General features: G+C 58.4%; 15 protein-coding genes and 1 riboswitch. Of the genes, 7 read left to right on the top strand and 8 right to left on the bottom strand.

Annotated features, from left to right (window positions below):
* Positions 1-62 precede the first annotated feature (62 nt).
* On the top strand, positions 63-3,290 hold the full coding sequence (locus tag HMPREF1207_RS11850) for a S8 family serine peptidase (RefSeq protein ID WP_009675951.1): 3,228 nt from the start codon (positions 63-65) through the stop codon (positions 3,288-3,290).
* A 394-nt stretch (positions 3,291-3,684) separates the two neighbouring features.
* A complete protein-coding gene (locus HMPREF1207_RS11845; RefSeq protein WP_036739946.1) occupies positions 3,685-5,367 on the top strand; it encodes a glutamine--tRNA ligase/YqeY domain fusion protein in 1,683 nt (560 codons plus the stop codon).
* 143 nt (positions 5,368-5,510) lie between these two features.
* Here HMPREF1207_RS11845 and HMPREF1207_RS11840 read toward each other — a convergent pair whose 3' ends face one another.
* The 7 genes from HMPREF1207_RS11840 to HMPREF1207_RS11805 form a co-directional block, all read right to left on the bottom strand.
* The gene (locus tag HMPREF1207_RS11840; protein ID WP_009675909.1) at positions 5,511-6,365 is read right to left on the bottom strand and encodes an energy-coupling factor ABC transporter ATP-binding protein; all 855 of its coding nucleotides are present in this window, start codon (positions 6,363-6,365) and stop codon (positions 5,511-5,513) included.
* Positions 6,362-7,171 (bottom strand): cobalt ECF transporter T component CbiQ, encoded by an 810-nt coding sequence (gene cbiQ / locus HMPREF1207_RS11835; protein WP_009675805.1) that lies wholly within the window; start codon positions 7,169-7,171, stop codon positions 6,362-6,364. Before cbiQ ends, HMPREF1207_RS11840 begins: the two co-directional genes overlap by 4 nt.
* Positions 7,168-7,455, bottom strand: a complete 288-nt coding sequence (locus HMPREF1207_RS11830; protein WP_009675911.1) for an energy-coupling factor ABC transporter substrate-binding protein — start codon at positions 7,453-7,455, stop codon at positions 7,168-7,170. The genes cbiQ and HMPREF1207_RS11830 overlap by 4 nt, the downstream gene beginning before the upstream one ends.
* Positions 7,452-8,219 (bottom strand): energy-coupling factor ABC transporter permease, encoded by a 768-nt coding sequence (locus HMPREF1207_RS11825; protein WP_009675832.1) that lies wholly within the window; start codon positions 8,217-8,219, stop codon positions 7,452-7,454. Before HMPREF1207_RS11825 ends, HMPREF1207_RS11830 begins: the two co-directional genes overlap by 4 nt.
* A gap of 287 nt (positions 8,220-8,506) precedes the next feature.
* A riboswitch (cobalamin riboswitch) is annotated at positions 8,507-8,708 on the bottom strand.
* Positions 8,709-8,928: 220 nt separating this feature from the next.
* Entirely contained in the window at positions 8,929-9,987 is a 1,059-nt protein-coding gene (locus tag HMPREF1207_RS11815) for a permease (protein WP_009675895.1), read from the bottom strand.
* Between the two features lie 108 nt (positions 9,988-10,095).
* A complete protein-coding gene (locus HMPREF1207_RS11810; protein WP_009675940.1) occupies positions 10,096-11,679 on the bottom strand; it encodes a phospholipase D family protein in 1,584 nt (527 codons plus the stop codon).
* A 221-nt stretch (positions 11,680-11,900) separates the two neighbouring features.
* Positions 11,901-12,812: a LysR family transcriptional regulator gene (locus HMPREF1207_RS11805; protein WP_009675840.1), complete on the bottom strand. Its 912-nt coding sequence runs from the start codon at positions 12,810-12,812 to the stop codon at positions 11,901-11,903.
* A 263-nt stretch (positions 12,813-13,075) separates the two neighbouring features.
* Here HMPREF1207_RS11805 and HMPREF1207_RS11800 point away from each other — a divergent pair, with 263 nt between their 5' ends.
* On the top strand, positions 13,076-14,536 hold the full coding sequence (locus HMPREF1207_RS11800) for a YeiH family protein (RefSeq protein WP_009675898.1): 1,461 nt from the start codon (positions 13,076-13,078) through the stop codon (positions 14,534-14,536).
* 30 nt (positions 14,537-14,566) lie between these two features.
* Here HMPREF1207_RS11800 and HMPREF1207_RS11795 read toward each other — a convergent pair whose 3' ends face one another.
* Entirely contained in the window at positions 14,567-14,764 is a 198-nt protein-coding gene (locus tag HMPREF1207_RS11795; RefSeq protein ID WP_036739662.1) for a hypothetical protein, read from the bottom strand.
* A gap of 89 nt (positions 14,765-14,853) precedes the next feature.
* Between HMPREF1207_RS11795 and HMPREF1207_RS11790 the strand changes: the two genes are divergently transcribed.
* From HMPREF1207_RS11790 to HMPREF1207_RS11780, 4 genes are all read left to right on the top strand, one after another.
* Positions 14,854-15,540: a metal-dependent hydrolase gene (locus HMPREF1207_RS11790; protein WP_009675829.1), complete on the top strand. Its 687-nt coding sequence runs from the start codon at positions 14,854-14,856 to the stop codon at positions 15,538-15,540.
* 214 nt (positions 15,541-15,754) lie between these two features.
* Positions 15,755-17,035, top strand: a complete 1,281-nt coding sequence (locus HMPREF1207_RS11785; RefSeq protein ID WP_009675851.1) for a DUF445 domain-containing protein — start codon at positions 15,755-15,757, stop codon at positions 17,033-17,035.
* 222 nt (positions 17,036-17,257) lie between these two features.
* Positions 17,258-17,476: a hypothetical protein gene (locus tag HMPREF1207_RS28745; protein WP_016423684.1), complete on the top strand. Its 219-nt coding sequence runs from the start codon at positions 17,258-17,260 to the stop codon at positions 17,474-17,476.
* A 234-nt stretch (positions 17,477-17,710) separates the two neighbouring features.
* Positions 17,711-18,562: a DUF72 domain-containing protein gene (locus HMPREF1207_RS11780; protein ID WP_009675868.1), complete on the top strand. Its 852-nt coding sequence runs from the start codon at positions 17,711-17,713 to the stop codon at positions 18,560-18,562.
* The last annotated feature ends 135 nt before the right edge of the window (positions 18,563-18,697 follow it).

Below are 18,697 nucleotides of genomic sequence, written 5' to 3'. Positions count from 1 at the left end.
TTCGGGAACCGGAAGCGAATGCCTAATAAGGATCGCGATGTGAGGTTTGGAGGTTTTTTTGTATGCGAAAAATAAGTCTGCTGGTGCTGGCCGCGCTATTGGCCTTGAGTCTGTCTGTCCCGGCGTTCGGAGCGGAGCCTTCGCTTTCTTTGAAGAAAAACGGTTCGACTCCCCGATATGAAAGACCGCAGGCTTTGAAAGACGCGCTGCCCGGACAGGTTATCGTCAAATACAAAGAAAAAGCGGATACGATGAGTATGCAGGGACTGATGGGTCCCGAGAAGAAAGCGGACCTTCCCGATCCGCCGAGTTCGAAATACAAACAGCGTGTAGGATCGAAGGGTCTGGTCACGATGGAATTTCCCAAGTCCGAGCCGGTTTCGGACGTGCTTGAGGAACTGGAGAACGACCCCGACGTGGATTTCGTCGAACCCGTTTATCCCGTATGGGCCGCCGAGACGAAGGCTGCCGTACGTAACGGTCGCGCCGGGCAGGGAGCGGCGGCGCGGTCAACGACCGGTGCCGCAAGCGCGACGGATTCGCCCGCTAAAGCGGCTTCCTTGCCGAACGACCCTTATGTGGAGCAGCAGTGGTGGTACCGGGCGATCCAGTCGGATCTCGCGGATACGGGTACGGCGGACGCCAAACTGTCCGGCGTTGTGATCGCCGTTGTCGATACGGGCGTGGATTCTTCCCATGACGATCTGAAAGGGAGCCTCGTGGACGGGTACAATTTCGTCAGCAACACGCCGGACACCCGGGATGATAACGGCCACGGTACGAATGTGGCGGGCATTGCGGCGGCACGGAAAGACAACGGAGTCGGTATAGCCGGAGTGGCCAGCGGAGCCAAAATTATGCCCGTTAAGGTACTCGACAGCGAAGGCTACGGAAGAACGGACGTGATAACCGAGGGCATCTATTGGGCCGTAGATCACGGAGCGGATGTGGTAAATCTCAGCTTGACGTCGGCAAGCTCTTCCCGGGTCATGGAGGAGGCGGTCCAATACGCCCTGCAAAGAGGCGTGATCGTCGTTTCCGCCGCAGGCAACGAAAGCAACCACTGGACGGGCAACGATACGGGAGAACTGGACCAGGTAAAAGGCAGCGAAGATCCGTTGGCCCACCGGTTCGTGAAGGATGTGGCCTTTCCGGCCAAGCTGCCGGGAGTCCTTGCGGTAGGCGCCGTCGACTGGTATCCCCAAACGGAATTTATCGTGGCGGATTTCTCCAATTCCGGCAGCAGCCTGAGCGTAGTCGCACCGGGCGTGGACATATACAGCACGAACAAAGGCAACGGATACACCGGACGCAACGGAACTTCGATGGCGGCCCCGATGGTGTCCGGCCTTGCCGCTCTCATTCTCGCGGGGGATGCCGGTCTGGATGATCTTTCTACTTCCGAAAGGGTGGAGCGAGTAGGCCGTATCATTTCCGAAACCGCCAAGGACCTGGGTCCTTCCGGCTTTGACGATGAATACGGGTCCGGGCTGATCGATGTCAAGAAAGCCATGGAAACACCGCGTGTAAATATCCAGGCGGCTAACGGCAGCACGAATTTGACCGGAACGGGCGAGCTTCAAGCTGACATCCGGCTTCTTGACAAAGACGGTTCTCTCGCGGAGAACGCCAGCGGTGCCGGTAAGGCGGATTTGTTCGCTTACACGCCGAACGGCACGGAGCCCCAGTTCGTTAAAACGTTAACGTTTCAAGCCAGTCAAGGAAAAGCTTCTCTTACATACAAGCCGGATAAAGCCGGCAAATATTTATTAGTTGCCTACAACGATGAGAAAAGTCCCCTTTGGGTGAGCGGCGAGCTTACGTTCCAGATGAAGCCTCAAGCTCCCCAGGCCAGTCTCCGGAGCGGAAGCTACACGGGTACACAGAAAGTCACGCTGACCGCATCCGACCCTGGCGCCAAAATATACTACACCTTAACCGGAGCGGTGCCTACCGTACAGTCCGCCGTCTATACCGGTCCTATCGAGATCTCCCGGACACAAACGCTGAGAGTTATCTCGGCCGCAGGCGGAGCCGTCAGCGAAATCCAGACCTACCGCTATGAAATCGCGGCAAGCGGCGGGAATACCGGAGGCGGGGACGGTACCGGACAGCCCTCGGAAGAAACCGTTACCCCCGTTAAGGCGGACTCAACCGTAATCCAGGAAAAAGGCTATGCCATGCTGGATGTGAAGGTTACCGACGAGAATTTGCAGCCGCTGCTTAAAAATCCGGATGTGTCTCTGATCGGGGTACAGGCCGTTTCTTCCGGAAAAAACAACACCGCCGGAGCGAAAGTTCATCTTCCGGCATCCTTCTTCGGCGGCGGCCAGCCCAAAGGGCTGCTCATTACGACGAGTGAAGGGACCTTAAGGCTGGATCCGGGCTCTCTTCAAGTGGACGGCAGCGAGGAAGCGGTTATTTCTCTCCGCCGGACGCATGCCACCGAGAGCCTGACGTCGGCTTATCCAGAAGGCGCATCGCCTATGTCTTCCATCCTGGAGATTAAAATAATGGCCGGAAGCCGGACGATCGGCAATCTCCAAAAGCCCGCGACCGTGACTCTCACTCACGCTGCGGCGTCCGATTTGGGAGTCGACCCGGAGAAAATGGGCGCCTTCGTTTACTCGGAGGACGATTCTGAGTGGAAGTATGTGAAGGGGGCCCAAAACGAGGGCAGCATGACGTTTGCCGTCGACGGCTCCTCGTACGCGGCTGTCTTCGCGGTCGACCGCACGTTCGCCGATATGAGCACCCACTGGGCGAAACGACCCGTGGAAGTTCTCGCCGCCCGGCAGATCGTGGACGGCATGGACGCCAGCCGCTTCGTTCCTCAGGCGGGCGTGACACGGGCCCAGTTCGCGGCGATGCTGGCCCGCCTGCTGCAGCTTCCGGCGGCTGCGGACGGCAAGCAGCAGTTCCGTGACGTCGCGAAGGGCGCTTGGTACGCCGATGTCGTCGCCCGCTCCTACAGCGCGGGGCTCGTCTCCGGCGTCACGGACGACCGCTTCATGCCGGACGAGCCCATCACGCGTGAGCAGATGGCCGCCATGCTGGTTCGCGCCTTCGCTTACGGCAGCGGCATAGCGCCGGACGAGCTTCCCGTGCCGAAGACGGCTTCTTTCGCCGACGAAGGCACGGCGGGGACCTGGGCGGTGCCGTATATGCGGAAGGCCGCCGGGCTCGGTCTGATCGACGGCTATGAAGACGGCACCTTCAAGCCGTTGAACGGCGCCACGAGGGCGGAATCCGCAAGCGTGATTTACAAGCTGAGCGCGAGCGAGTACTGATTTTTCACATACTGAACGTTGAATGTGCTGTTAATAACACCCTGCAACTTCCTATTAGAACCGTCTCGGGCTTCGGCCCGTGGCGGTTTTTTGGTTCTTGGGCACTGCGGGAAGCCGGGGCGGCACCGGCGGCATTTTTAAGGGGAAGCGATATTTAAGGTGTCGTCAGGCTATACGGGTCGGCAAAGGAAAAACGGGGAATTTTACGCGGGAACGGTCATAAGAGGGAATAAAGAGTGAGGAAGACGCGAAAGGCAGGAAAAGGTTGGGGGCTTTTCGGGGCGCCGATCGTCTTTTGCAGGTTGAACTCTCCGTTTGTTATGGGTATGATGGAATACAAATACCGAATTGGACTGCGGCAGCGATTTCCGATAAGAAAGAAAGGTTGATCCGGATGGAGAACAAAAGCGTCACAACAAATACAACCAACACCAATTTCATTAAAAACATCGTGATCGAAGATCTTAACGAAGGCCGTGTGGATACGGTCGTCACGCGTTTTCCGCCCGAACCGAACGGGTATCTGCATATCGGGCACGCCAAGTCGATCTGCCTGAATTTCGAGCTTGCGGACGAATTCAACGGTAAGACGAACCTGCGTTTCGACGATACGAATCCGGCTAAGGAAGACGAGGAGTTCGTCAGAGCGATCAAGGAAGACGTGCAGTGGCTGGGCTTCGAATGGGACGGCCTCTTTTTCGCTTCCGATTATTTCGACTTTATGTACGAAAAAGCGCAGTTTCTGATCCGCAAAGGAAAAGCGTACGTGTGCCAGCTTAATGCGGATCAAATCCGCGAAGGCCGCGGAACGCTTACGGAGCCGGGCAAGGAGAGCCCGTACCGGGACCGTCCGGCGGAAGAAAGCCTGGATTTGTTCGAGCGCATGCGCAAAGGCGAGTTTAAGGACGGGGAAATGGTCCTCCGTGCGAAAATCAACATGGCTTCGCCGAATATCAATCTGCGCGATCCGGTCATTTACCGCATTTCGCATGCGCACCACCACCGCACGGGAGATGCCTGGTGCATCTATCCGATGTATGCTTTCGCGCATCCGCTGGAGGATGCCTACGAAGCGGTTACCCACTCCATCTGTACCCTGGAGTTCGAGGACCAGCGTCCGCTGTACGACTGGGTCATCCAGGAATGCGAAACGGAACATGTGCCGCATCAATACGAATTTGCCAAGCTGAAGCTGACGGATACGATCATGGGCAAACGCTACCTGAAGCAGATGGTGGACGAAGGGGTTGTGGACGGCTGGGACGATCCCCGCATGCCGACGGTGTCGGGCTTGCGCCGCCGGGGCTTTACGCCGGAATCTATCCGCAATTTCTGCCGTGAAATCGGCGTGACGAAGAGCGACAGCACGGTCGATGTGAAATACCTGGATCATTTTATCCGGGAAGATTTAAAATTGAAGGCTCCGCGCACGATGGGCATTCTAAAACCGCTGAAGGTGGTTATTACGAATTATCCCGAAGGCCAGGTGGAAATGCTGGATGCGGAAATCAACTCGGAGAACCTGGAGATGGGAGTCCGCCAAATTCCGTTTTCACGGGAGATTTATATCGAGCAGGACGATTTCATGGAAAATCCGCCGAGCAAATATTTCCGCTTATTTCCCGGCAACGAAGTGCGTCTGAAGCACGCCTACTTCATCAAATGCGAAGAAGCGGTTAAGGATGAAGCGGGTAACGTGATCGAGCTCCGCTGCACCTACGATCCCGAAACGAAGAGCGGAAGCGGGTTTACCGGCCGCAAAGTGAAGGGAACGATCCACTGGGTGGAAGCGAGCCGCGCCGTGCCGGCCGAGTTCCGGCTCTACGAGCCGCTGGTCCTGCCGGAGCAGGAGGAGAAGGAAGAAGGAAGCACGTTCCTCGACCGGATTAATCCGAATTCTCTGGAGGTCCTGAGCGGATTTGTGGAGGAGAACATGAAGGATGCCGAGGGTAACGACAAGTTCCAATTCTTCCGCCACGGGTACTTCAATGTGGACCCTAAAGCGTCCACGAAAGATCATCTGGTCTTCAATCTGACCGTATCGCTGAAAAGCTCTTTCGATATCAAGCAAGCTTAAAAAGCGGGAACAACAGACGGGCCCGGGTTTGCCGGGTTTGGCTCCGCGAGCGGGCTCTGTCCGTCCGAGTTCGCCGCTTAACACAAAGAAAGCAGGTCCAGGAGAAATTCCTGACCTGCTTTCTTTGTGTGGGCTTCAAGCGCCTAGCTCTTCGCGGCCGCCGCTTGAAGCCGGGCCGCGAGCAGCTCCCCGAAGGCGTCGGCGCTCCTCGGAGGGTCGATGCCTTCCCGCAGCGCGCGGGGGAGGGAGCGCCACAGCCGGAGGAGCATGGGCAGCTCCAGACCGATGCGTTCGATGGTGTCCGTCTCCGCGAAAACCCGCCCGGGCGTCCCCTGCAGCAGACAGGCTCCCTGGTCCATGACCAGGACTTCGTCCGCCCACGTGTAGGCCAGGTCCATGTCGTGGGTCGCCATGACCACGGTGACGCCGCTCTGCCGGATGTCCGCCAGCTCATCCAGCAGAAGCCGCTCCGACGCGCGGTCGAGATACGCCGTCGGCTCGTCGAGCAGCAGCAAGCTCGGTTCCAGCACGAGAACGCCGGCCAGGGTGACGCGTTTCTTCTGCCCGAGGCTCAGGTGATGGATAGGGGTATGGGCGAGCTGCTCCAGGCCCATTCTCTCCAGTACGGCTTCGGTCCGGGCGCGGATTTCGGGCTCGGAAACGCCGGCGTTCCGCAAGCCGTAGGAGACGTCTTCGTACGGCGTACCGAGAATGAGCTGCTGCTCGGGGTCCTGGAACACGAGTCCTATCTGCCTGCGCAGCTCCTGCAGATCCTGGCGCTTGTAAGACACAGGGGCGCCCTTCCAGTGCACGGTCCCCGATTGCGGCCGGTGAATGCCGACGGCATGCAGGAAAAAGGTCGATTTGCCGGAGCCGTTGTGTCCGCAAAGCGCGATGTTCCGGCCGGACGGAATCGTGAGACTGAGTCCGGCCAGGGCCTTTTTTCCGGTGCCGGGATAGCTGTAGACGACGTCCGCCAGTTCCATGATCGGATTCATGCGAATCCCCTCCATTTCAGCCAAATCTGTGCTGCCGTCAGCATAAAGATCCCGGTCACGCCTTCGGCTTTGTAGCGAGGCGGAACGGGGGCCGCTTCATAGGGGGCAAGTTCGATCCGTTCCGTGAAGCCGCGGGAGGTTAGCCCGTAGGCCAGACCGCGGTAACGCTGCATCGTCCGGCCGAACAGATGAACGATCAGCAGAGCGGTATCGCGCAACCCGCCTGCGAATCCGTTCTGTCCGCCCCGGCAGCGCTGGGCGGTCCGCATAGCGTGAGCCGTATCGGCGAGCAAAAAAATAAAGCGGTACATAATCAGGGTCAGCTCAATCACGATCTGAGGAACGCGGATTTTTTTCATCACCTGAAGAATTTCCAGCAAGGGCGTCGTGAACAATACAAATTGCAGACAAGCGAGGCAGGCGGAGACCCGCATAAACAGCCCCGCTGTGCGGGATAAAGATTCTCCCGTGACGTAAACGGTCCACGGACCGGCCGTTCCGATGATCCATCCCGTAGAAAGGGGAACCCCGGTCCCTGTATTTCTTCCGAATTCCAGCAGGAGAGCAGGCAGGCTGGCCGCGAAGAACAGCAGCGAGCCGCCGTATACGAGCCAGTAAAGCTTGCCCGGGACACGTGCGTAAAGCAGGGTCCAAAGCGTCATCCATCCGAAAACGGCCGCTTGAACGGGCGGAGCGCCGGCATAGGACAGGATAAAGAGACAGCCGGCAAATCCGCATTTCCAGACGGGGGAGATTCCCCGGAAAGCATTGGCATAGGAAATCGTGTCGATCCGCTTGAGCATCATGCTTTGGGCTTCGGTTTGGAGGCTTTCCCCTTATACAGGCCGATCACATACCCGATAAACCCGGCTCCGAGCGCGGCTTGCAGCGCGAAAAGCATGCTTTCGGTTTCAGCCGGAGGCTCCATCAGCGACGCGAACCAAGGCTCGTAAGTCGGAGCGATTTCCTGAATCGCTTCCTCCGCGGCTCCGTCCGCTCCTCCGAACTCTCCTTTAACGAAAATGAGCGGCAGCACGGCAAGCAGGACGACCACGACCAGAATCCAGACATTCTTCTTCCACGTTTTCACGAACGGTCAGCTCCCTTCAAATTGCGCTGCAGAGCGGAAATTTCATGCGGCGTATAGGCTTGCAGCCAGCCCAGAACCAGCACGGTGAGCAGCCCTTCGCTGATCGCGAGCGGAATTTGGGTGACGGCGAAAATACCCGCAAACTTGGCAAAAGACGCGAGCATGCCCCCGTCGGCTGCGGGAAATGCCACCGCCAGCTGCACGGAGGTGACCAGATAGGTGGTCAGATCGGCGAGCGCGGCGCCCGTAAAGACGGAGAGCTTCTGCCTGCCCGTCGATTTGATCATGAGTTTGTACACGGCATAGCCGACAAACGGTCCCGCAACGGCCATCGAGAATGCGTTGGCGCCTAGTGTCGTAAGCCCGCCGTGGGCGAGGAGAAGAGCCTGAAAGAGAAGGACAACGGAGCCGAGGACGCTCATGGGAAGCGGTCCGAACAGGATGGCTCCGAGTCCGGTACCCGTCGGGTGGGAGCTGCTTCCCGTAACCGAAGGGATTTTCAGGGCGGACAGGACGAACGTAAAGGCTCCGGCTAGACCCAGCATTAGCTTGAGCTCCGGCGTTTCTTTTGTAATTCGGATCAGAGCGCGGACGCCCAGGATGAAGAATGGCAGGAAGACCACCCACCAGAATAAGGCCCAGAAGGGCGGCAAAAAGCCCTCCATGATATGCATGGCGTAAGCCGACTCCGGCTCGTTTACCAGAAAGAAGCAGACGATTCCGGTTATAAGCAGAAAAGACGCCAGGGTTTTACGGATGTTCATCGGAAATCCTCCTTCATAAATGTGGGTCCGCCGTAAGCGGCGGCCAGTGCGGCAGAACGGGGCCATGCCCCTGCTGTGCTTTCGGACGCTGATTCGTTAAACCGGCCGTCCGGTTGCCAGTTCCGCAAGCTCTTTCCGATGATTCCGATGCGGCAATTCCCGGCTCCGGACCTCTCCTCCGCACACAAAAAAAGACATCCTTCCCTTCGCACGGGAACACGATGTCTTATGCACGCAACAAAAAAAGTTTGCGATCTCAAACACCTCCCTATTCCTCGTAGGTCGTATCAGTGCTGTCAAAACAGGCAGGTCTCCTGGCTCGGGGCGTCCATACCGGCTCCTTCCCGGAACGTCTTAGTTCCAGTGGCTTCGTGCCGGATGTGAATGAGAGTGTTTCCCCTTACAGTGGCGGGACCGCGACGGCATTTCACCGTTCTTCCCTTTTAAATTTTAGAGTGGCTCTAAAATACCTGTTTCCACAAATATGCGGTTTTCCGTGATAATACTACAGGATGTCCCAAACCTTGTCAATTGCGGAAAAAGCATGAATTTCAAGGCTGAAACACTGCCGGAATCGGATTCGGAATCTCTTTTTTTCCTTGTCTTTGACATCGCTCTCTTTTGTTTGCGGAAAAGAAAAACGAGAGGGGTATCTGCCCTCTCGCTGAAATTTATTTTATAGACTAAAACCTGAACCCAAACTCTGAACTTATAGGACGAAAATGCCGACCACGCCGGTTACGATTCCCGTAAGGGCAACCATACCGGCTGTGAACCAGAGCACTCTCGCGGGAAAAGCCTTGCGCACCATAATGAGGGACGGCAGGCTGACCGCAGGCAGTGTCATGATTAGCGCGGCGGCCGGTCCCGTGCCTAGGCCCAGGGCCATCATCGTTTTGGCGATCGGAATTTCCGCGGCGGTCGGGATGACGAACAGGGTTCCGGCCAAAGCGAGCCCGATCAAGGCGACGAGGCTGTTGCCGATCGCGGGATCGAGGGACGGGAACAGCCAAGCGCGTGCGGCGCCGAGAATGAATACGGCGATGAAGTAGACGGGAACCACGGTCCAGAACATCGTCCAGAGCGCTTTCAGCCAGCGGACGACGACCGGCCCGGACTGCGGCTGCACAGCCGGCGTCTGCGGAAGCTCGTCGGTCACTGCATCGTCCTTCTTGACGAGGCGCTCCGCCCAGTACGAGACGCCGAACACGAGCACGATCCCCGCGGCGATTCTCAGAATGGCGAATTTCCAGCCAAGCACGAAGCCCATGAAAATGATCGTCGCCGGGTTCAGTACCGGGTTGCCGATCCAGAAGGCGAGAGCGGATCCGATGGAGCCCGACTGCTTGCGCATGCCGACCGCTACCGGAGCGGCGCAGCAGGAGCACATCATGCCGGGCATGGCGCTAAGTCCGCCGGCTACTGTGCTGCCGAAAGTGCGCTTGCCGAACACCCGCTTCAGCCAGTCTTGCGGGATCAGCACCTGGAGCAGAGAGCCGAGGATGATGCCGAGAATCGCGGCTTTCCAGACGGCTTTGAAATAGACGACGGAATAGTCCCAAGCCGCGGCCAGCGAAGGCTCGGCGGAGCCTGCGAGAATCGACTTCCCGATGTCGTGCTTGGCCGCCGCGGTAAGCGCTTTGTGGAAGTAGGGCTCCCACTTTACGTAAAACAACCCGCCTATGAGAATGGCGATAAATATAAAAGGCTTCCAGTAAGCAGAGCGCGGTCTGCTTTTGGTGGAAGCCGGAATTGGAGATGTATTCACGTGATGTCCCACCTTTCTAAATCCACTTGCAACTATACCATAGTCACCGGTGAAAAAGAATGGCCTACTTCTGTCAGAAATCCCTGTTCCAAGTAGAGAACTAAGGATTCAGTAAGTCGTAAATCCGAGCATGTCCTGCAGATGATAGACGATTCGCTTGAAGCCGACCAGCTTATCCTCATAGGCCGGATACTCCAGGGAATACTCGGCATCCCGGTTATTCCACAGGCGGTCCCAGTAGCGGTCGAGGTCCCGTGTAATTTTGCTGCCTGCCGGGGCCGTTATCTCCACGTTCGTTTCCAGATTAAGATCATCCAGATTACGGGGCGTGAAATTGGCGGAGCCTCCGTTAATGACGGCGTTGCCGTCCGGATGACGGATGTCGATCAGCTTCGTATGAAACTGCTCCTGTGCGGTGTTATACCATTTAACGGCGATTTTACCGCCCGTTTTCTTCCTCAGCTCCGCGGCGACCGGACGGTTCGGAATCCCGGTCTTGCTGTGCCCGAACGCATTCTGGTTCGGATCGAGCAGCAGTTGGATGGATACGCCCCGCGCGGAAGCATCCAGCAGAGCGTCGATGACCTTGCGGTCGGCCAGATAGAACATACCCATGCGGATCTCGCTGCCCTTGGGCGCTGCCGAGATACTGTCAAGCAGGCGGGAATAGATTTTTCCTTCCGTAAGCAAACGTACGGTCACGGCGTCCTTGGAGGACGCAGCAGGTTCTGGCGTTCCGTTTCCGGACGCCGCTTCCGGACGTGCGGGTTCCCCCTGCTTATCGGCCGCCTTCGGCTGAAGCTGCGCGGGCCCGCCTGACATAACGGAAGCGGCCTGCTCCGTTCCGACGACTTCGGAGATGAAATCCTTGCTGCCGGTTATCTGAAACCCGATATTCGAGTTGTTGAAGCTGGCGTCATGCGGGTTGGCGGACAGCACCAGCGCCGTATTTTCGGTGGCGACCACTTTGCGGTGATTCGCTTTGACATTGAAAAGCTTCAAATAAGAGCGCAGCGTCACTTTGGGGGCGGAATCCGCCAGAGGGTTAGGCAGCCAGCCCTTGCCCGACTGTCCGAACCACTGGAACCCCATCCGCCAGACGGCGGAGTACAGCGGGACGGAGTCTCTCAGCGGGTCCGTATCCGTGAGTACGACCCCGATACCGGCCGCCTTGAGCCGCTCAAGCTCCGGAGACGGGTGCGAGCCGTAGGTCGTGTTCACCTCATCGGAAACGACCGTGATTGGCATGGCAGGGTGTCTCCGCCTCGCGTCCAGGAGGCTTTCCGTCAGCTGTCCGCTCAGAGGCGGGAAGGACTGGTCGTTGTCGTAGTACCCGCTGTACAGGAACATGTCGACCACGATAAATTCCTTCGCTTCCGCGATAGCTTGGTTGACCCGGTCGAAAATCATCTGTTCCTGATGATAGCCGCCGTCTTTTTTATAAGAAAGATCATAGAGAAAATCCACGCTCTCCGCCCGGTAGGCTTTTCCTTCGAACGACAGGCCCGGAGGCAAAGCTTTGTGTGTATGAACGGCGGCCACGATACCCGCCCAGATGAAAAAGACGAGAAGCAGGATACCGCTTTTCAGCCAATTCGAGGAGAGCCAGCTTTTTTCGGTTTGCTTCCGTGTATCTTCCGAAGAGCGGACCGGGGGTAAAAGTTTTCGTTCGGTTCGTTTTAAGGGCTCCATGCGCATTCTCCCCGTACTTGTAATGGACGTAACGGAGCCTGTCTTTCCGCCGGTGCGGGGAGTTTATAGACTCCCGCAGGGGTAGGGGCAGGCCGTTACAGGCTACCGACTATTTAACGCCGGGAAGGGGCATATGAAGCAGGGGAGTTTTGGAACAGGAAGAAGAACGGAACCGAAGACAGCAGCAGTCGTGCCGCGCATGGAAACGGACCGGAGACCGGTCAGGGTGCGGAGGGGCCCGGAACCTGCATCGCCTCATGAGCGCCGCGAACTTTCTGGACGAATACTTCCAGTGCCTTCGAGTTCTCACCCGCGGCTCTGCGCACCATCGTCAGCGTCCGGGTCAGACGGCGGCCGCCGGCTCCCAGATGGACGATTTCTCCCGATTCCAGCTCCTTGCGCACGATCCATCTCGACAATAGAGCGATCCCAAGGCCGGCGGACACCGCTTCCTTCACGCTCTGGGAGCTGCTGAACATAAAGGAGCGCTTCACGTTCAGCTGCCATTCGGCGATCAGCCTGTCGCTGTAATCGCGGGTTCCCGACCCGGGCTCCCGCCAAACCCACGTCTGGTTCTGCAAGGACTGGAGCTTGAACGGTTCCCGTGTAAGAGGATGATCGCGGGGAGCGATGAGAATCATTTCATCTTCCATAAAAGGTTCGATCTCTACGTCCGGAGCGTCCGCGATCCCCTCGATCAGCCCGATGTGGAAATGATCTCGGCGCACGCCTTGGACCACTTCGACGGTGTTCGCGATCGTGGACTGGATGTCCACCTTCGGGTAATGCTTGGCGTAATCGGCCAGCAGGCGGGGTAGGATATATTCGCCTATCGTAAAGCTGGCGCCGATTTTAAGCGATCCCGTCACGACGTGCTGCAAAGCGTTGATTTCCTGACGGGCTTCTTCGTAGAGGCGCAAAATTTTTTTGGCTCTCGCATAAAGAAGCTCTCCGGCTTCCGTCAGCTTGACCTGTTTGGGAGAGCGGATCATCAGCTTGGCGCCGAACTCCTGCTCCAGATTCCGGATATGCTGGCTGACGCCGGGCTGGGAAATATTCAGGGCCTCGGCGGCCCGGGAAAAATGGCGCTGCTCCGCCACGGCGGCAAACACGCGCAAATGATCGACGATCATCGTAAATCCCTCCGCAACGATTGAGTGTAGGAAGACAGCCGGAAAGCGGCTGCATGTGGCTGAAAACCTGGCGGTTCAAAAGCCCTTTTGTAAAAGCGAAAAGAGCGTCCGGCCTTTGCCTCCATTGTATCATAAGTTTTTGTAATGATTGGCATCGCGTATTCGTATTTCCGTTCCCCCGCACGTCCTCTTATAGTGAAAATAAAGAACGCGCTCGACAGCCGTGTGAACACGAGCCAGAAACGAACTGGAGGGGTCGACAGATGAAAACTTTCACGCAGCGGTTAGGAACCCCGGCTTTAAGGGAAACGGGAAAAGCAAAGACGGATGCGAGTGAAAACCGCTCTCTAATAAACAAACGATTAAGCACCGTTTCTCAAGACAGAACAGCATCTCCTGTTATAGAAGAAGAAACACGGCCGGAAGAGACACACCCGGCTGTACCGGCAAGAAAAGCCGATACGCTTGCCGCCTCGGATTTCGCAGCCGGGCGCGCGGCAGGCACTTCCGGCTCCGGCGAAGCGGGCAGCGCGCCCGCCATCCCGGCAGCGGCCTCCGGCAGCGCAGTCTCCGGGTCATCCGCCTCCGCTTCTGCTGCCGAAGCTTCCGCCGAGGCCGCCGCCGAAGCTGTTCGGGCTGTCTCCGCAGCCGTGCAGCCCGGGCCCGGGCTCGGCAAAGCCGCCGCCCGCCTCGCCACAGGCCTCGGAATGACGCTTGCGCTGGCCCTCGCGGCCAAAGCGCTCGCCCTCATTCCGGGCCTGAATGTCATCGGGCAGCTCGTGCTCGCCCTGCTGCTCGGCATCGCCTGGCGTGCCGCCGCTCCCGTGCCGGCATCCGCCCCGGCCGGGCTGGCCTTCGCCAGCAAGAAGCTGCTCCGCGCGGGCATCATCCTGCTCGGCATGCGCCTCAGCCTGCTGGATGTGGTCCATGCGGGGCCGGCTGTGTTCGCCGCGGCGGCGGGCAACATCCTCTTCGCGACCGTCGTCGTATACGCCATCGCCCGGCGGATGAACGTAGGCCCGCGCCTCGCGATGCTGAGCGCTTGCGGCACCGGGATTTGCGGGGCGGCGGCTATCGCCGGCATCTCTCCGCAAATCAAGGCGGACGACGACGAAACGGCCGTCGGCGTCACGGTTATCGCGCTGCTCGGCACGCTGTTCACCGTGGCCTACACGCTGGTGTATCCGCTGCTCGGCTTCTCGTCCGCCGAGTACGGCTTCTTCTCGGGCGCGACGCTGCACGAGATCGCCCATGTCATCGCGGCCGCCGCTCCGGGCGGCAGTGCCGCGGTAGACAGCGCGCTCGTCGCGAAGCTGACGCGCGTGGCCCTTCTCGCGCCGGTCGCTCTGGCGCTCGGCGTTTGGGCGGCGCGGCGGGAACGCCGGGGCGCCGGCGAAGGCGCCGCCGCCGTATCAGCGGCTTCCGGCGCAGCCGGGAGCGCCGCTCCCCGCAAGGCGGGCGTGCCGGTCCCGTGGTTCATCGTGGGCTTCCTGGCGGCCGCCGCTCTGAACACGATCGGGATCGTACCACAGCCCGCCGCGGCCGCCGCCGTTCAAGGCGCTTACCTGCTTATCGCGATGGCGATGGCGGGGCTCGGTTTGAACGTGAACCTGGCCGTGTTCCGGCGTCACGGCCTACGGGCTTCCGCAGCCGTGCTGCTGGGCTCGGTGCTGCTCTCGCTGCTTGGCATCGCGGAGGTCTATGTCCTGCGTCTGCTTGGCTGAGAGATCAACAATAGATCATGAACCCGCGATTTAGATGAAGCCCTTTGAAGCGGACAGATGCTTGGCGATTACCGCCGCCTGTCCGTGCAAGAGGGCTTTTTGCATACCCGAATAGTTGTATTCGCCTTCCAGTTTGGGGTTTAATAGAGACAGGGAACCGAAAAATCCTGTTTGAACCGGCGTTCCGCTGGGCACACTTCCATTGAAAGGTCTGTTTGCAGGCCGCATTTTATACATACACCTACCGGTTATAATGGATGTTTCGGAAGCCCGTCAACGGGGTAATGAACAAGTTGAAACTTGAAGGAGGCGCTCATATGCAAATTACTTATCACGGACACTCGTGTTTTTTGGTAGAAAACGAAGGATACCGGGTACTCTTGGACCCTTTTCTAAGCGGAAATGCACTGGCTGTAGCCGATCCGGGAGAAATTCAAGTGAACGCCATCCTGCTTACACACGGCCATAGTGACCACATCGTGGATGCCGAGGAAATCGCCCGCAAAAATGACTGCGTCATTATCGCAAACTTTGAAATTGCTTCTTATTTCGCATCCAAGGGACTCAAAACCTTTGCCATGAACATCGGCGGCAGCGCCAAGTTCGAATGGGGCACCGTCAAATATACGCTCGCTTTCCATTCCTCCAGCATTGAGGTAGAGCCGGGCAAATTCGTGGACGGGGGACAACCCGGGGGCATTCTGCTGACCATGGGCGGCAAAACGTTCTATCACGCGGGAGACACGGCCCTTTTCGGAGATATGAAGCTCTACGGAGAAATGTACAACATCGATGTGGCGGCGTTGCCGATCGGAGATGTTTTTACGATGGGACCGGATGAAGCGGTGCTTGCGGCTACATGGCTGCGCGCCAAAAAATACATTCCGACCCACTACAATACGTTCGACGTGATCAAGCAGGATGCAAGCGAATGGATTCAAAAGCTGAAGCAGGCGTATCAGGAAGGCGTTCGGCTCGCTCCGGGCGAGACCTTGGACGTCTAGGACCTGCCGGGGCAACGATAAGGGAACCAAAAACGAGGGGGCTGTCTGCGTACATACGTACAAAGGCAGCCCCGCTTCGGTATCCCGGGCGGCGGAGTACGCACCCTCTGGAGTTCATAGGAAAAATCGGCGATAATGCTGTTAACGATAAAAACCAGGAAACCGGCGGCATCCGTTTGCCCAGCCGGTTATGCCCTGTCGGAGGGATTCATCTATGCAGGAACTTCAATCGAGAGAGAAAAAACCTAAAGAGACCAAACATATCGCGACGGTTTCGCTCGGTGTGATGGGAGCGGGCTTCCTGGCCACGCTTCCTTTCGCTCCGCATACCGCGGGAGCCTTTCTGCAGAGCGGCTTCGAAGCGGGCCTTGTCGGGGGACTCGCGGACTGGTTTGCGGTCACGGCTCTTTTCCGGCACCCTCTGGGGATCAAGATCCCGCATACGGCGCTGCTGCCGAACAACCGCGCCCAGATGACGAAGGCGGTCGTTTCCGCGGTGGAAGACAACCTGCTGGGCAAGGAAAGCATCGCGCTGCGGATCGGCCAAATGCGCCTTGTCGAGACGATGCTCGTCAAAGCGGAAGAAGCGCTCCGCTCGGAAGGCGCGCGCGAGGCGGTGCGCAGCGCCTGCCGCTACGCGCTGGAGCGTCTGCCCGCCGAGCAGATCGCCGCTTTTGCCTCGCAGCAAATCCGGCAGGCGGCGGGCAAAATGGACCCGGCCGCGGCCGTGGGGCTGGCGGTCGATCAGGTGCTGTCGCACGGCTACGAAGAGCCGGCAATTGATTTCCTGATCGACCGTGCCGAGCGCTGGGCCGTGCGGGCCGAGACGCGCCGCCTCCTCGGGGAGATCGCCGAAGGGGTTATCCAGGGAATCGAGATGAACGGGCTGATGGCCTTTGCCAAGAATGCATTCCTCGGATTTCTGTCCGGGGACAAGCTTGGCGGCATGCTTCAGCATGCGCTGCTCGATAACCTGGCCGCCCTGCGGCTTCCCGGCCACCGCAACCGCGCGGGCCTGCTCGACATCGTCCGCCGGGAGCTGGCCGGCCTCAAAGACAACGAGCGGCTGCACGAAGCCGTCGGTAACCTGGCGCGGCAGCTGCCGGACCGGCTCCGGCTGGAGGAGCGGCTTACCGCTATGATCGAAAGCTGGCGCGACCGGCTCCTGGAACAGCTGCAGGAAGGGCCGCTGCTGGACGAGACCGTCATGCCGCTGCTTGAAGAAGGCGTCCGCCGCCTGCGCAGCGATGAGGATACCGTGCGTAAGCTCGAGGAATGGCTGAAGGCGCAGATCACCGAGTTTGTGGAGCGCAACCATTCCAAAATCGGCGCTCTTGTCCGCGAGAATATCGACAAGATGGACAATGCCACCTTGATCGAGTTCATCGAGAACAAGGTTGGCAAAGACCTTCAGTGGATTCGGGTCAACGGCGCCGTCTGCGGATTTATTATCGGGCTCGCACTCGAAGGGGTGCGCATGCTCTTCGGACACTAACGCCGACTGCTCCAGACGGGTAGCACCGGGTGAGCGCACTGCCCGTGCTTGGCTGCACAATAAGGGGCCGTGTCATCTGTCCGATAAGGGCCGCCGGCGACTACGGTCATGTTCCCTGGGACAAGAGCGGAAAAAAGTCTCCGCGCAATAGGCAAGTGAACAGGCATAAACGTCTCTCCCTCCGTATGCTGAATTAGAAATATCCGAGAGGAGAGGTTCAATATGAGTCATCATCATCACCACCATCATAATCACTGTCTTTGCCCGGAGAAGCAGGTATTCGATCCGCCTACGAGAGTATATAGAGATTTCTATCACCCGCAAATCGTAGAAGTCGTTCATCCGATCGAAATCGTCAACCGTCATCACTGTGTGCCCGTGCCTAAACACGTTCACTGCTACACGGTGAGAGACGAATTCTGCCCTTCTCCAATCCGTTAACGATCCAGCCGATACTAGGGAAAGCGCCGGGGAATTGTTCTCCGGCGCTTTTTGTCCAGTCTCGTTATTGGGATTATTGGCGAATGCTCTTGTTGTCATAAGGCACTTCAGCCCGGAACCTTGAGCCGGGTGGGGCAAACGGGTAGGATTCGGGTAATCGTACATATGTGTTAAAATGGAAAAAAAGCGGTTGATTACAGCCGGATAAAAGACGCTGCCGGAGGAGGGATTGGCATGATACGAATCGGATTGGCAGGCTGGGGAGATCATGACGATCTCTATACGACTCCTGCGGACAAGAAAGAAAAGCTGAGAGTGTATTCCTCGCATTTTCCGGTTGTAGAGCTGGACAGCTCCTTTTACGCCGTCCAGCCCCTGCGCAATACCCGGAAGTGGGTGAAGGAGACACCGCCCGGTTTCGGGTTCGTCGTCAAAGCGTACCAGGGTATGACGGGACACCTGCGCGGGAAAAATCCCTTCGAAAGCACGGAGCAGATGTTCCGGGCTTTCGCGGAGTCCATCGAGCCGATGCGCGAGGCGGGCAAGCTGACGGCGGTGCTGATGCAGTATCCGCCCTGGTTTGACTGTACCCGCGAAAATGTGGACGCGCTCCGTGAAGCGAAGAGCCTCCTGGACGGGCTGCCGCTCGCGGTGGAGTTCCGGCACCGCAGCTGGTATGCCCCGGAAGTGCGGGAACGCACGCTCGGCTTCCTGGAACAGGAGGGCTGGATTCACACGGTCTGCGACGAGCCCCAGGTCGGCAGCGGTTCGGTGCCGATCGTGCTCCGCGCAGCCAATCCGGACCTGACGCTGGTCCGGTTCCACGGCCGCAACGACGGCGGCTGGGTCGGTGCGCCTCCGGGCAAGAGCTGGCGCGACGTGCGGTACCTGTACCGCTACAGCCGGGCCGAGCTCCTGGAGTGGAAGGAGCGTCTTAAGGTGCTGGAACGGAGCAGCCGCGAAGTCGCGGTTATTTTCAACAATAACTCCGGCGGAGATGCAGCCGCCAACGCCAAAGAGATGATGGAGCTGCTCGGCATCGAGGACGAGCAGGGACTCGCTCCGAGACAGCTGGATTTATTCTAATTTACGGTCTATACGAAAAGCCATGTCGTCTTTTGAAGACAATTGGCTTTTTTTGTCGTTTAATGAAGGAGTTCGAGAACGCGGCAAAGAATGTGACTCGTGACATTCGGAAGGGGCGGACAAGCTCATGTAACG

This window comes from Paenibacillus sp. HGH0039 (assembly GCF_000411255.1).
Classification (GTDB): Bacteria; Bacillota; Bacilli; order Paenibacillales; family NBRC-103111; genus Paenibacillus_F.
The sequence above is the reverse complement of the archived record's forward strand: the minus strand, read 5'-3'. Positions and strand labels throughout refer to the sequence as shown.